Annotated in this window: 11 protein-coding genes and 1 pseudogene; 4 read left to right on the top strand and 8 right to left on the bottom strand. The window is 59.1% G+C overall.

Going from position 1 to position 13,276, the window contains the following annotated elements:
• Positions 1-387, bottom strand: a pseudogene (locus ACR0IM_RS20825) (hypothetical protein); the annotation flags it as partial.
• 668 nt (positions 388-1,055) lie between these two features.
• Between ACR0IM_RS20825 and ACR0IM_RS20820 the strand changes: the two are divergent.
• The 3 genes from ACR0IM_RS20820 (at position 1,056) to aspT (ACR0IM_RS20810) (ending at position 5,010) form a co-directional block, all read left to right on the top strand.
• Complete coding sequence (locus ACR0IM_RS20820) at positions 1,056-1,562, top strand: hypothetical protein (protein ID WP_480683104.1); 507 nt, start codon at positions 1,056-1,058, stop codon at positions 1,560-1,562.
• Between the two features lie 117 nt (positions 1,563-1,679).
• On the top strand, positions 1,680-3,311 hold the full coding sequence (locus ACR0IM_RS20815) for a bifunctional aspartate transaminase/aspartate 4-decarboxylase (RefSeq protein WP_480595291.1): 1,632 nt from the start codon (positions 1,680-1,682) through the stop codon (positions 3,309-3,311).
• A 25-nt stretch (positions 3,312-3,336) separates the two neighbouring features.
• The gene (gene aspT / locus ACR0IM_RS20810; RefSeq protein WP_480683103.1) at positions 3,337-5,010 is read left to right on the top strand and encodes an aspartate-alanine antiporter; all 1,674 of its coding nucleotides are present in this window, start codon (positions 3,337-3,339) and stop codon (positions 5,008-5,010) included.
• A 1-nt stretch (position 5,011) separates the two neighbouring features.
• Here aspT (ACR0IM_RS20810) and aspT (ACR0IM_RS20805) read toward each other — a convergent pair whose 3' ends face one another.
• Positions 5,012-6,712 (bottom strand): aspartate-alanine antiporter, encoded by a 1,701-nt coding sequence (gene aspT, locus ACR0IM_RS20805; RefSeq protein WP_480683102.1) that lies wholly within the window; start codon positions 6,710-6,712, stop codon positions 5,012-5,014.
• A 295-nt stretch (positions 6,713-7,007) separates the two neighbouring features.
• Here aspT (ACR0IM_RS20805) and ACR0IM_RS20800 point away from each other — a divergent pair, with 295 nt between their 5' ends.
• Positions 7,008-8,177 carry an ATP-grasp domain-containing protein gene (locus ACR0IM_RS20800; protein ID WP_480683105.1) on the top strand — a complete coding sequence of 390 codons (1,170 nt, stop codon included), beginning with the start codon at positions 7,008-7,010 and terminating at the stop codon, positions 8,175-8,177.
• On the opposite strand, the gene ACR0IM_RS20795 is transcribed toward ACR0IM_RS20800, so the two are convergent.
• The 6 genes from ACR0IM_RS20795 to ACR0IM_RS20770 are packed head-to-tail and all read right to left on the bottom strand — an operon-like array spanning position 8,159 to position 13,276.
• Positions 8,159-8,743 carry a hypothetical protein gene (locus ACR0IM_RS20795; protein WP_480683101.1) on the bottom strand — a complete coding sequence of 195 codons (585 nt, stop codon included), beginning with the start codon at positions 8,741-8,743 and terminating at the stop codon, positions 8,159-8,161. The two genes, ACR0IM_RS20800 and ACR0IM_RS20795, sit on opposite strands and share 19 nt — an antisense overlap.
• The gene (locus tag ACR0IM_RS20790; protein WP_480683100.1) at positions 8,688-9,128 is read right to left on the bottom strand and encodes a Rieske 2Fe-2S domain-containing protein; all 441 of its coding nucleotides are present in this window, start codon (positions 9,126-9,128) and stop codon (positions 8,688-8,690) included. The genes ACR0IM_RS20795 and ACR0IM_RS20790 overlap by 56 nt, the downstream gene beginning before the upstream one ends.
• Entirely contained in the window at positions 9,125-10,219 is a 1,095-nt protein-coding gene (locus ACR0IM_RS20785) for a GNAT family N-acetyltransferase (protein ID WP_480683099.1), read from the bottom strand. Before ACR0IM_RS20785 ends, ACR0IM_RS20790 begins: the two co-directional genes overlap by 4 nt.
• Entirely contained in the window at positions 10,216-11,484 is a 1,269-nt protein-coding gene (locus ACR0IM_RS20780) for a CoF synthetase (protein ID WP_480683098.1), read from the bottom strand. Before ACR0IM_RS20780 ends, ACR0IM_RS20785 begins: the two co-directional genes overlap by 4 nt.
• Positions 11,481-12,305 carry an MBL fold metallo-hydrolase gene (locus ACR0IM_RS20775; protein WP_480683097.1) on the bottom strand — a complete coding sequence of 275 codons (825 nt, stop codon included), beginning with the start codon at positions 12,303-12,305 and terminating at the stop codon, positions 11,481-11,483. Before ACR0IM_RS20775 ends, ACR0IM_RS20780 begins: the two co-directional genes overlap by 4 nt.
• The gene (locus tag ACR0IM_RS20770) at positions 12,302-13,276 is read right to left on the bottom strand and encodes an NAD-dependent epimerase/dehydratase family protein (RefSeq protein ID WP_480643011.1); all 975 of its coding nucleotides are present in this window, start codon (positions 13,274-13,276) and stop codon (positions 12,302-12,304) included. Before ACR0IM_RS20770 ends, ACR0IM_RS20775 begins: the two co-directional genes overlap by 4 nt.

Raw genomic sequence — 13,276 nt, 5'->3', positions numbered from 1 at the left:
GAACGCCTCCTGCGCCGCCTTGAGCGCTCCAACCTGCACACCCGTCGCATTCTTCGCCGCCAACTGCAAAACAGCCCCATACATCATCGGGACCGGTTCAGGATTGAGATCGACCGTCGCCGGGTCAGTTCGGGTTTGCGGGATTTGGCATCGTCTCTCATCCGTCCCTCCTCGAACGTGCGGCGCGAATCGCTGCGTGGCTGTGACGCGCCATTTGTATTCTAAAAAGATACAAAATGTATACAAAAAGTTGACATCATGAACCTTGGACTGCGCCAAGCCACTCGGAGCGTCCGATGGGCCAGCCGCGAACATCACTTTCATTCTGGTCGAGGTTGGTTTCCGGAGAGCAGGCAGCAGCCACTGGAAATACGGTGACACGTTCATGGAGGCGGTCCACTAAGTAAACTCTGCGCTCAGCAACTTTGTGGCCGACGTGATGCTGAACCTGATTGGGTGCGCCCAAGGATAAGGACGGGCCATCGCTGTCGCTCATCTGGCTAGGGCGATCCACGTTATGCAGATGGTTCAATGCTCGGGTATTGCCGCTGCGGATCGCCATTGGCAGCGAGTCCGAAAGCCCCAGGCATCATTCGTAGATGTCCCGTTTTAGCGCCACGCACATGCTCAAAAATGCAAAATGGGCTGAGTATTGGCGGCGGGGGGAGCTGCTCTGGCCGTTGGCGAGCCCAGTTGGTCAGGCGCTCACCCCCTGATCCCGCTCGTACCCCCTCGTTAAATTCAAACTCGTAAACTGATCAGCAGGATTGAGTTTTGGTACGTGCAAAAATGGGCATAACTATTACGAGATCGTGTCAGATCTATGTGTTTTGCAGCCCAAGTTGCTACGCGTGCCTCATTTTGAAAAGTGTAAAAACCTTAAAGGGGCATATGTTGGCCGCCTGTTGTCACTTATGTTTGCGTTAGAACTGGCTTTATGTCATTTTTGTTTAGCCAAGAATGGGACAATTTCTGTAAATAATGGCGTTAATTCGCAACCGAATTTGTTCGAGAGTTTCCAAGTCCTCATCAGGAGTTAACGTTGGAGGACGGATATGAATTTGGAATCCCAGCACGCCGCAGTGGAACTTGCGCCGCGTATCATTTCTATTGCCAAGCGCGAGCGGCAGATTTGTCAGGCGTCCAAAGCAGCCGAGGCCGCGTTCCAACGTATCGCAAACGCGGCCAATGATGGTGTTTCAGTGCAAGGTGAATTGCAGAACCGGGTGTTTTCCATCTTCCGCTGGTATTTCTTGTCCGCTTTTTGCACGCGCCTGCTGACGGATGCAGCGCATCGGTTGGAGCATCAGACCCTGCAGGTGTCTGTGGATATTTTCAGCGCGGTTAAAATGGTCCTGACGGAAAGTGAGATTGAACGCACGATGGCGCTGGTTAGTGTCGAGCGCACATCTCCGACGGTGGTACGCGCCAATGACATCGGCAGTCGCGGGCACACGGTGGGCTGGGTCGCTGCAGGGCTTCATGAAGAAGGTCAAAAATTTCCGGCCGAGATTCAGAACGCCCTAGCTGGTGCGTTAGCGGCGTCGGCCCGGATCAACTGATCCCCGGCAGTGGTTGCCCCTGCGTCAGGCTCTGACTGCATAGTTTACACAAGCACAAATCCTTGCGTACGATCCGGTTGAATTCTTCCGATTGTTTTAACGCAAGGGTTTGAAGCTATGTCAGAAACACTGGACCTTCACAAGTTCGAGAATTTAAGTCCTTTTCAAATCAAAGACGAACTCATTAAGTTGGCCGAGAAAGAAGCGCGCCAGATGGCCTTGCCCTATCTGAATGCTGGACGGGGCAATCCCAACTGGATCGCCACCAAGGCACGCGAAGCGTTTTTCCTGCTGGGCCAGTTCGCAATGACCGAGGCTCAGCGCCACCGCAATGAACCGCAGGTCGGGCTGGCCGGGATGCCGCAGGGGCCGGGCTGCTATGATCGGCTCAAGGCGTATTGTACGGACTCAGTAGATAAGAACGGTCCTCCGGGAGCGGATATTCTGGCCGCCGTGGTGGATTTTGCGATTGAGAAATTCGGCTTCATTCCAGATGATTTCGTGCTGGAACTGACCGACGGTATCGTTGGCGACCATTATCCGATGCCGGACCGTTGCATGAAGCACAATGAGGCGATCGTTCATGAATACGTGATGTGGGCGATGTGCGCGGGGCATCGGCCCGACGCAAAGTTCGACATTTACGCGGTCGAAGGTGGCACCGCGGCGATGTGCTATATTTTTAAAGCGCTCAAGAACCAGCGACTGCTGAACGCGGGTGACACAATTGCGTTGGGGACACCGATCTTCACCCCCTATCTGGAAATGCCGGTGCTGGAAGACTATGGGCTTAACGTGGTGGATGTGTCCTCGGAAGAGGAAGACCATTTCCAGCTAACCGATGACGATCTTGAGCAACTTGCCGACCCGAAGGTCAAAGCGCTGTTTCTGGTCAACCCGGGTAACCCGTCCTCAGTCGCAATCAGCCCCAAAGTGATGGCCCGGCTAGTCGAGTTCGTCAAAACCCGCCGCCCGGATCTGATCATACTGACCGACGACGTCTACGGTACGTTCATTCCGAACTTCCAGTCAGTGATGGGGCACCTGCCCGAGAACACGATCGGGGTCTATTCCTACTCCAAGTATTTCGGCTGCACCGGCTGGCGTCTGGGCGCGATACTGGTGGCCGAGAACAACATCTTCGACAAGATGATCGCCGAAGCGCCGGACGAGACCAAAGCCGTGGTCAACGCGCGATACGAGACGCTGACCCCGGACCCGTCCTCGTTCAAGTTCATCGATCGGATTGTCGCGGACAGCCGCGACGTGGCGCTGAACCACACTGCGGGCCTGTCTCTGCCGCAGCAGGTGATGATGACGCTGTTCTCTTTGGTCGAATTGATGGACGAGGACAAAGGCTACCAGAAGTTCTGCTGGGGCATCCTGAAACACCGCTTTGATGAGCTGGTCAAAGGCATGGGCATCGAAGTGCCCGACAACCCGCTGTTCGACCGGTATTATGGCATAATCGATTTTGAGTTCTGGCTGCGCAAATACGTGGGCGAAGAGGTGGTCGCGTGGATCAAGGAAAACGTCCACCCGCTGGATATCTCGTTCAAGCTGGCGCAGGACCACGGGATTGTGCTGCTGAACGGGTCGGGCTTTGATGCCCCGAACTGGTCCGCACGGGTGTCCTTCGCCAATCTCGATGACAGCGCCTATCGTCAGATTGGTCGCGCGGTACGGGCGGTGGCCGTGGGCTATGTGCAGGCCTATCGCGCCTCGAAAGGGTTGCCGTTGCACGGCTGAATAACGGCGCAGGGGGAGGGGCGAAATGGAATTGATCGGGTCGATATTTGGCCACCATCCCGCCCTTGCCTTGTTCTGCAGCCTCGCCCTTGGCTATGCGCTAGGAAAAATCACCGTCGGCTCGTTCACCGTGGGATCGGTGGCGGGTTGCCTGTTGGCTGGAGTGCTGGTCGGCCAGACCGGGGTGGTGGTGTCGGATGACTTGAAACAGGCGTTTTTTCTGCTGTTCCTGTTCTCGATCGGATACCGGACCGGGCCGCAGTTCTTCCGATCCCTGAACCTGCACGCCTTGCCGCAGATCGCCGTCACAGTGCTGCTGTGTGTCGTGGCGTTGGTGGTGGCCGCGGTGTTGGCCCCGCTGATGAGGCTGTCGGTTGGGATCGCCGCGGGTCTTTTGGCGGGTGGTGTGACCGAAAGTGCTACGCTGGGCGTGGCTATCGATGCCTTTGCCAAAACCGGGGCAGACGAAGCCGCGCAACAGATTTTCGATGGTGAGATCGCCACTGGTTTCGCCGTGGCCTATTTTGTAGGCGTGATCGCCACGATCTTTTTTCACACTCAACTGGCCCCGCGGTTTTATGGCCGGTCATTGAAAGAAGCCTGCGCGGAACATGAGGCTGAGCTGGACAATAACGGCGCCCCTATGGTGTCGGAACATCGCGATTTTGAAGCCCGCGCCTATCGCATAAACCCCGAGTTTGCGGGCCGTCGAATATCTGAGCTTGAGGCCCGCGTTCCCGATCATGTCCGCGCCTTTTTCGACCGGGTGCGGCGCGGGAACAAGATCCTGCCGACCTCGCGCGATATGGTGCTGCAAGAGGGCGACATCGCTGCCATCGCAGGCGTGCGGTCCTATCTGATCGACCACACTGCCATGCTGGGAGAAGAGGTCGAAGACCCCGAACTTCTGGACCTGCCGGTGCAGACCAACGATATCGTCGTGACCAATAAAGAGGTGGTTAACCAAACGCTGGCCGAACTGTCGGCCCGCCCCGAGGCGCGCACCATCTATCTGCGTGGCATCATGCGCAGCGGTGAGCGGCTGCCGATCTTTCGCGGTGTGACCCTGCACAAGGGCGATGTGCTGACCGTGTCGGGCACCCGTGGCCATATTGAAGACGCCGCCAAGCGGTTGGGCTATCTGGATCGCGAAACCACCAAGACCGACATGGTCTTTGTAGCCTTTTTCATTCTGCTGGGCGGGCTGATCGGCATCCCTGCGCTGAAATATGGCGCGATTGAGCTGGGTTTGGGCACCTCGGTCGGGGTGCTGCTGGGCGGACTGGTGGCGGGGTGGCTGCGCTCGGTCCATCGGACGTTTGGCTTCGTACCCGAGGCAACGCTGTGGATCTTCGACTCGCTGGGGCTGTGCGTGTTCGTGGCCTGCGTGGGCATCACCTCGGGGCCCAGTTTTGTAACGGGAGTAATGGAAAGCGGCCCGTCACTGATCTTTGGGTCGGTGGCCATTGTGCTACTGGCCCATGGGTCTGCGGTCTTTGTCGGTCGCAAGGTCTTTGGGATAAACGAGGGTGTTCTGGCGGGCACCTGTTGCGGGGCAGGGACGTCGGCGCCCGGCCTGGCCGCCGTGCAGGAAGCCGCACAGAGTCAGGTTCCAACGCTGGGCTATGGCCTAGGCTATGCCGTTGGCAATGTGCTGCTGGCCCTGTGGGGCTCAGTCATCGTGATCCTGCTGATGTGACTTACGGAACGAAGGCCACGACCAGCGGACCCCACAGGGTCAGGAAGATATTCGCCACCGCATAGGTCATGGTGAAGGCAGGTGTCGGGGTTGCGTTCCCGGTCTTTTCCAGCAGCGTCGCAAAGCCTGGATTGCCGGAACGTGACCCTGTCACCACCGCGCACGCCTCGACCGGGTTTTTGATGCGCAGGACAAAATAGTTGATCGGGAACTGAACGATCATCGGCATCAGCGTGACGACGACACCCAGCAGCAACAGGGTAATGCCGTATTCCTGAATTGCCTCCAGCGCGGGCTTGCCTGCGTTCAGGCCGACAACCCCGACAAATACAGCAAGCCCAAAGCTCTGCAGAAAATTCGCGGCACCCCGGTTGATGCCGCCAATCTTGGGTCGACGGATACGCAGGTACCCGATGATCAACCCGGTCACGAGGCATCCAAGGCCAGACCCCAGCGCCACTTTGGTGCCCGCGATGACAAAGCTGATTTCACCGATCAGATAGCCGACGGCCACGCCGATCCCCAGAGCGATGAAATTCGTGACCGAGGCCGATGGCGGCACATAGCCTGCCACCTTTGATACCCGGTTCAGATCGTCCTTGTGGCCGACGATTGATACCTCGTCACCCGCGTGGATTTCGGTGTTGTGCAAAACAGGCACGTCATGCCCCATGCGCGTGATCTTCGAGATATGGACCCCGCGTCGTTGATCCGCCGTCAATGCTTCGCGCAATTCCGACAGGGTCTTGCCCGCCAGCTTGCGGTTGGTGATGACGACGTTGCGGCGCTCTTCTACAACGGTCAGCTCAGGCGGGTATTCTCCGATCTCACCACTTGCGGTGCCCTCGAACTGAGTCAGGGTCGCAACCAGCGCCGACACGACAATTACGTCCCCGGCGTTGACGACAGTTTCAGGTGCCGGGTCTACTGGGGTGCCGTCGTGCAACAGCTTCTCGACGATCAGGTCGCCGTCATAGACGCCCTCGATGGTTTTCACAGTTTGGCCCACAATTGTGGCGTCGGCATTCACCTGATAGGCACGAGCGTCGAAGCGGTTCATCGGAAGGAATTCACCTTCCTCAAGCTTGCGCCCGCCACCGCTGAGTTTCTGGGCCAGCTTGATCGCCTCTTGCCGCAGGTCGACGCGCATAATGATCGGGATGACGCTGACGGCTAGGATCGGGCCGATCGAACCAAAGATATAGGTGACCGAGTACCCCACCGCGATGTTTGTCTTGAGCTTTTCAGCCTCGTCCGCCGCCAGCCCCAGAAGGTCGATGGCGTTGCCAGCGGTGCCGATGATGGCGGATTGTGTCAGTCCTCCGGCGGCCAACCCGGCCGCCAACCCTTTGTCCAGCCCGGCCAGTCTGGCGACGACGATGACAAAGAACAGTCCCCAGAGGGTCATCATGAACGCGGCCAGCAGCTTGGTCAGGGCGGTTCGGTTCAGGGCCGCAAAGAACTGTGGTCCGCCATTGTAGCCGACCATGAAGATGAACAGAGAGAAAAAGACGTTCTGGACATCGGTGCTCAGGTTGATGCCGCCGATCTGGCCCACAAAAACCGCCACCAACAGGGTCCCTGCTATGCCGCCCAGTTCGAACTTGCCAACCCGGAACTTACCGACGCCATAACCCAGGCCCAGACAAAGAAACAGCGCCATGATCGGATAGGCGCGAAGCTGTTCTGTGATCAATTCCATCTCAAATTCTCCAGTTGCAAGTCTGGCCTTAACGCCGCCCCGAAAGACGTCTCAGAACACTGATAAATCTTGGAAATTCAGATTACCCATGTCGCGCTGCGCTCAGGTAAGCATCGACTTTGTGTTCTGTCAAATTGTCCCCCAAGACCCAGTGGGCGCGAGGACGGTCGAGACACAAGCGTTGCATCCCGGCCTTTGCATCAATGCCTGCTTGTAAACTCTGTGGATATGCGGTTGGGTCGGTTGATCCTGCAACTGAGGTTTTGCCTGTGGCGGTCAATTCGATAAAGGCGTGATGGCATCAGCAGTGCCGATATTGATTTCGGGTGCGCGCGCGCCAGTTGCGCTGCATCTGGCGCGGTTGTTTGCACAGGCAGGTCACCCGGTGACTTTGGTCGATCACCTGAAACACCCAGTTGCTGCGGCCAACCGATTGGACATCGGGTATCACCGCATTCCGACGTTCACGACTGAGCCCCACGCAGCGCGTGCGGCGCTGTCGGAGATCATTTCGTCCGAAGGCATCAAACTTGTCGTATCCACCTGCGAAGAAACACTGCATCTGGGCGCAATGTGGGCGCAGAACCTCATGGGTGCCGCATTGTTCGCACCGGAATTTGCATTGCTCGAACGTGTGCACAACAAGTTTACCTTCATAGAATTGTGCAGGGAAATTGGGCTCGACACGCCCGATACCCACCTTCTGACCACCCAAGCCGAATGCGCCGCCTACGCGGCATCTGCACGGGATCTGGTGTTCAAGCCGGCGTGGTCGCGATTCGGGTCTAAGGTGCTGATCCGGCCTGATGCCGCGCGCCTGCGCCGGGTAAAGCCTACGGCGGCGACGCCTTGGGTTGCTCAGCGCCACGTATCAGGCGCGGAGCTATGCGTCTACGCCGTGGCGCGTCAGGGCCGAGTTGTTGCGCTTGCTGCCTATCGGGGATTGGTGCGAGCCGGGCCGGGGGCGGCTGTTTGCTTTGAACCTGCCGACGCGGAAATCGTCCGCCCTTTCGTGGAGTGCTTTGTCCGCGCGACCGGATGGACAGGTCAGGTTTCGTTCGACCTGATGCAGACCGACGATGGACGGATAGTCCCGCTCGAATGTAATCCCCGCTCGACAAGCGGGCTGCATTTTTTCACCGACGGGGCGGCTTTCGTACGTGCCATGTTCATGGATGACGCCGAGGTTAAGCCAAACGTCACCGACCCGCAGGCGGTACGGCTGGCGTTACGGCTCTACGGCCTGCCAATGATGCTGCGGCGAAAGGAGCGGCGTGTCTTTCGGGATGCGCTGAGCCGCTCGGGCGATGTTATGGGATGGTCCGGTACGCGGGTGGGGCTGGGGGCACAGCTTCGATCAGTCGCGGAGTTTGCCAGCATCGCCTTGCGGCATCGGATCAGTCTGGAGCGCGCCTCGACCTGGGGTATCGAATGGAACGGAGAGGATCAGAGCTCCATCTCATAGCGTTGCACGCCGGGGGTAAGGGTCTGGCCCGCTTCGATCAGCTCAATCTCGCGCCGCAGAATGTCCAGCGGTCCGATCATGCGGGTGCTGCCGCGTCTGTTCTCGTAGGCCGATGCCAATACCCGTCGATCCTGTTCCAGCGCCACGCGAAACATCGGCTTGAAAAACAGCGCCTTGAGATGACCCAAGCCATGTTGACGCGGGGCACTGAGCCAGCAAATGCCCTCAACCGTTTCCGCATCCGTCTGCCGCAGGTGGAAGGTGGTGGCCAGAACCATTCCCCGAGGCCCCCAATATTCAAGCTCGGCAATTCCCGGGCGGCGATAGCGGCCCACGCCTTTGGTGCGGGCCCCATCCAGCAAGGCGCTGACCAGCCCATGTTGGCGCTCTTCCCCGGTATAGACGGCCTCGACCCAATCCGGGCCGCGCGTCACCTCGACTTGAACCCGGTAGCGTTTGGCTGACAGGCCACGCAACAGGCCCTTGTGCGTGTAATGGGTATGGGTTGCATCAAGGATGTTCTCGGCCACGTCGACCAGGGTCGAGCGCGTCGTACTTTTTTGCAACCTGCGAAACGATGTCTTGCCCTTGCATCGGGTGAACAAAGGGCGGGGCAGGAGGCTGCCCGCTGGACAGGAAAATCCCGCCGTCCGTTTCCAGAACCCGATAGCGCGGGACACGGCAACGGGGCAGGGGATCGACTGTTCCGGGCATGTCGACACATTTGCCATCGCCCGAAAAGCGCCAGCCGTGATAGGGGCATTCGATTGTGTCACCCACCACGCGGTCTTGCGACAGCGGCACCAACCGATGGGGGCATTGGTCGTGCAGCGCCGAGATGCCTGTTCCGTTTCGGAAAAGCACTACGGGTTTGCCGTCAAAATGCACGCGGATCGGTTTGCGCCGCAGGTCGCGGGACCGGGCGACAGCGTGCCATAGGTCAGTTGTCATAATTCGAACCTTTGCAGAAGGGGGACGCCGACGCCTGACAACACGGTTGAAATCGCGCGCAAGGCCATTCTTTGTCGTCTGGGCAGATGTCGGACGTAGACGGCGCTGAATTCTATGGCGGGCACGGCCCCCCGATGACGTTTGAAGCCCGCCGCGCCGGCGCTCATGTTGAGCAGCAGACCATGATCCAATGCGGCTTGCTGTGCGAGCGCGGTGATCAACCGATATAGCCCCTCCTTTTGCGGGCGGCTGGTGTCGTAGCCAAGCAGCGGTTGTGTCAGGGTGCGCCCGATCTGAAACCGCCCGCCAAAAGCCGCAAGCTCCCCGTCTTCGCCGCGCAACCCCTCCAGTTCAATCAACCCGCATTGGTGCATTTCAGCGATGAAAGCCGGAGTGTATTGCGGGTTCAGTGGGGTGTACTTTTCCAGATATAGCAAGCGGTAAAGCGCGGCGCACCGCGCATAGTCGCGCGGTTCAAAGGCCTCGTTGGTGACCAATTCATGCGGTGTTTTCTGCAGCAGGCGCTGATCGTTTTTCATGTCTTTTTGCAGCTTTGGCGCTTTGCGGCCATCGAACAGGTAGACCTGCCGCGATGGGATCATATGGAACCCCTCGGCCCGGAAAGCGTCCAGCGTAGACGCGTCCGCATAGGTATTGAGCGAGCGCAATATGATCGCGTGGCCCGGAAACCGCGCCGTCAGGTGGTCGCGCAATGCGGCGGCTGTAGGGCGGTCGATCTGCGTCACCGGGTTGGTGGAAAAAAGCCAATTGTTCACCTGCACCGAGCGGTCCAGCCCAGTGGCACGAACGATAGGCGCCGCGCAATGGGTCAACCTGATTAACACGTGCCGCAACAGTGGGCGGCTGCCAAAATTGCGGGTCTCTTCGATGGCATAGTCGATGTAGCCCGTCACCGGATCACAGATGTAGCAATTGCCTTGCAATCTGCCATCGTTCACCGTCATTGGAACGCTCAACTCACCGATATCCAACTGCTCAACCCGTGTGGACAGGTTTGCAATCAGCGCTTCGGAACGGTGTCGGGCAAAGAGGTCGACAAACTGCGCAACAGGGGCGGGGCTGTCCATCATACACTGCCATTCGGTGCAAAGCGGCGTTCGACCCGCCTGAGTTTCCGCGTCACGTCCAGCACCAGCGGTTTGCGTGCCAATGTGACCTCTGCCCAAAGTCCGCGACGCCTCAGCAGGGTTTCAAGTTGGTGTTTGGCCCGATCCACCGTGTCTGATGGCAGGCCCGGCGGCAGCGTCAGGACAATGTCCTGCGCGCCCGTCTGAACGATCCTGAAATCTGTAATCCGCGGGTCTGCTTTTAGCACGGCGTTGCGCAACACGTCCGGAGTGACGAGTTGCCGCCCCGATTGGCCCGGCAAGTGAAAACAATCGTCCACACGCCCGACCACCTCCTTCACCGCTTGCAAGTGTGAGCCGCAGGGGCAGGTTTCAAGCGCAAGCCTGAGAAGATCATTCATCCGGTAGCGCGCAAGGATCTGTGTGTTTCTCCGGAAGGATGAAATCAACGGTGTGACAAGCCCATCCTCTGCGGGTTCGAACTCAAAATGGATCGAATCTTCGGCCAGATGCAGACACCCATGGCGGCAGGTCACGCCCAGCAGCCCCTCGGTGGCCATGTAGATTTGCTCCAACGGTGCCCCAAAGGCTGTTTCGATCACCGGTCGGTCCACCGGATCAAGCGTTTCCGCCGCCGAGAAAACACGGGCCGGCTGCACCCGAAAACTCTGTTCCACCATGTGGCGAAGCACTTTCGGCGGGGCGACGATCACCGAGGGGTCGAAGGCTTCCAGCGCGCCCTGCCATGTGTCCGGGCCAACCGTAAGATCGAAGAATCGCAACTGGATTTGCCGGAACTGGTTGGCGCTGTCATACAGCCCGGTTCCTTGGGACAGGATGATCGCCACCCGCTGCCGGTGCCAAAGAAGATCGGCAATGGTTTTTGCCAGAATGGTCCCCAGCCACCGGTACCGCTCCGCGTCCGAGATGACAAAGAAACCGCGATTTCCACTGGTTCCGGTGCTGGCGCCCACGGTGAGCGAACCGATGCGAAAATCACGCTCCATCGCGTCGCGGACTTGCTCGGCCGTCACGCCGGGCACGTTGTAGCTTCCGAAATCGGCCATGAGCCGGGCATTGTCCATCACGGGCAGATCCTGCAACCGGGCCGGTGCATCGGCATGGGCGCGCACCCGTGGCACTGACTGGTTGAGCCAACGTTCAAGTGCGCGGGTCTGCAGCTGTTCGAACCGTATGCGCGAAAGCCCCGCCTTGGAAAGGCGTCGCGTCGTCACAAAGCTTATGGGTGCCTGAAGCCGGGCGATCAAAAATGGGCCCCTTCTTCAACATCAAAGGATGAAGCTCCATCATCGTGGCACAACATGACGAGGCCCCCGGAGTCGCGAAACGCTTGGACATGATCGGTGCTGCGCCGCATGGCATTGTAATCGTCGGAAAGGAGACGTGGCATCAGGCGGGGCCGTGCGGCCCGAGGCAAGGCATCGATCACCCATTGCGCATCCGTGGCGTATAGCAGCGGTTCCTTTAATTGCGGGAACAAAAGCCCGAAATGACCCGCGGCATGACCGGGCAGCGGGACCGACAGAACACTGCCATCTCCAAAGAGGTCATGACCGTCCGGCAGGTGCGGCACGCTCTTACTGGGCCTTTCTTCTACCGGGGTCAGGCGAGCGGTAAAATCATCCGGAAGCAGTTCTGCAAAAACCCCGTGCCGGATGTTCTGAAATTTCCCGTTGCGTTGAAGACTTGCCCAGGCCGCCATGCTGCACATGAATTGCGCGTTTGGAAATTCCGACAGCCCAGAGACATGATCGGCGTGAAAATGGGTGACAATGACAGTGGTGATATCCCGGGGGGCAAGACCAAAGCGGTTCAGGAACGGCCGCGGCTGCGCATCGTCGTTCAGTATGGGGGCGAAGGCGCGCCCGTAAGCCCGCAGCCACCCGCTCCGTTCCGGTCCTTGGACGCTGTGGGCGGTGTAGCCGGTATCGATGAGAACCGGCCCTGCATCAGGATGCACAAAGAGGCCGTAGCGGACCCTTAACCAATGCTTCCGCCACGAGCCTGTCCGCAAGATGAACTTTTCGCGTGCACTGATCCAGGCGCTGTTGGCAAAAACTGGTTTCATGTCGCATCTCCTGCTGCAAAGGTGCGCTCAAGACCTTCGGAAAAGGAAACTCTTGGGACCCAGCCCAATTCGCTTTGGGCGCGCGAGATATTAAGGCTTTGCGCAAAGGCAAACAGACTGAGAGCATACCTTGTGATCGGTGGTTCAGGTTGGCCGGGTCGCAACAGGGCTATTGCTTCGGCCGCCCGGGCAGCAATCAATGCCGGCGTCAACGGCATGTTTCGCCACTGAGGTGTGATCCCGGCACGCTTGCAAGCGCGTTCGGCGATTTCACTGATCGAGATCACTTCGCCACCGGAAATATTGAAAACCCGCTGCTCAACCGAAGACCCGGCATGGAGGGCGGCCAAGACCGCCTCAACCACGTCGTCCACGAATGTCAGGTCAATCCGCGCCCGCCCATCACGAAACCGGGGCAACGCACGTACCCTTGCAGAGTTCAGCAACCGAGGCAAAAGCGAGCGGTCACCGGGCCCGTAGAGGCCGCGCGGCCGCAGTACGACAGGCCCGACCTCTCGGGCTGCCATCACAAGGCCCTCGGCAGCGATCTTGCTTGCCGCGTAAGCTGTAAACGGGCGGGGCAGAGTTGTGTCTTCGCTTAGGTCCAACTGATCGTTCAGGGAGAAATACACCGAGGGGCTGGAAATAAAGACCAACCGCCTGATGCTGCGTTTTCGCGCGAAATCCAGCACTGCCTGCGTACCCAGAACATTTGCGTTGTGAAACGCCCGGCGCGGGCCAAATGGCGCGGACAAGCCTGCGCAGTGAACAATCGCGGCAATGTCATCGGGTATCCGGGCAACGGGTGCCGGATCGGGCAGGGACCAGCATAAGGTGCGCATTCCCTGATCCTCGAGTGCCGCCAGACGCCCGGTGTCGCGCCCCTGGCCAATGCCCCGCGTGCCCAGCCGACGCAGAATAGCACCGCCCAGAAAGCCGGTGGCCCCGGTGACAAGAATGCGCTCCGCCAT

Source organism: Ruegeria sp. BF6 (assembly GCF_056538665.1).
Note: the sequence above shows the minus strand (reverse complement) of the source record. Positions and strands in the feature narration are given on the sequence as shown.

Coding starts and splice junctions, on each gene's coding strand:
- ACR0IM_RS20770 (WP_480643011.1), bottom strand. CDS start 13,276: ATGGCGGAGCGCATTCTTGTCACCGGGGCCACCGGCTTTCTGGGCGGT.
- ACR0IM_RS20790 (WP_480683100.1), bottom strand. CDS start 9,128: ATGACAACTGACCTATGGCACGCTGTCGCCCGGTCCCGCGACCTGCGG.
- aspT (WP_480683102.1), bottom strand. CDS start 6,712: ATGGAATTGATCACAGAACAGCTTCGCGCCTATCCGATCATGGCGCTG.
- ACR0IM_RS20800 (WP_480683105.1), top strand. CDS start 7,008: ATGGCATCAGCAGTGCCGATATTGATTTCGGGTGCGCGCGCGCCAGTT.
- ACR0IM_RS20775 (WP_480683097.1), bottom strand. CDS start 12,305: ATGAAACCAGTTTTTGCCAACAGCGCCTGGATCAGTGCACGCGAAAAG.
- ACR0IM_RS20815 (WP_480595291.1), top strand. CDS start 1,680: ATGTCAGAAACACTGGACCTTCACAAGTTCGAGAATTTAAGTCCTTTT.
- ACR0IM_RS20820 (WP_480683104.1), top strand. CDS start 1,056: ATGAATTTGGAATCCCAGCACGCCGCAGTGGAACTTGCGCCGCGTATC.
- ACR0IM_RS20785 (WP_480683099.1), bottom strand. CDS start 10,219: ATGATGGACAGCCCCGCCCCTGTTGCGCAGTTTGTCGACCTCTTTGCC.
- aspT (WP_480683103.1), top strand. CDS start 3,337: ATGGAATTGATCGGGTCGATATTTGGCCACCATCCCGCCCTTGCCTTG.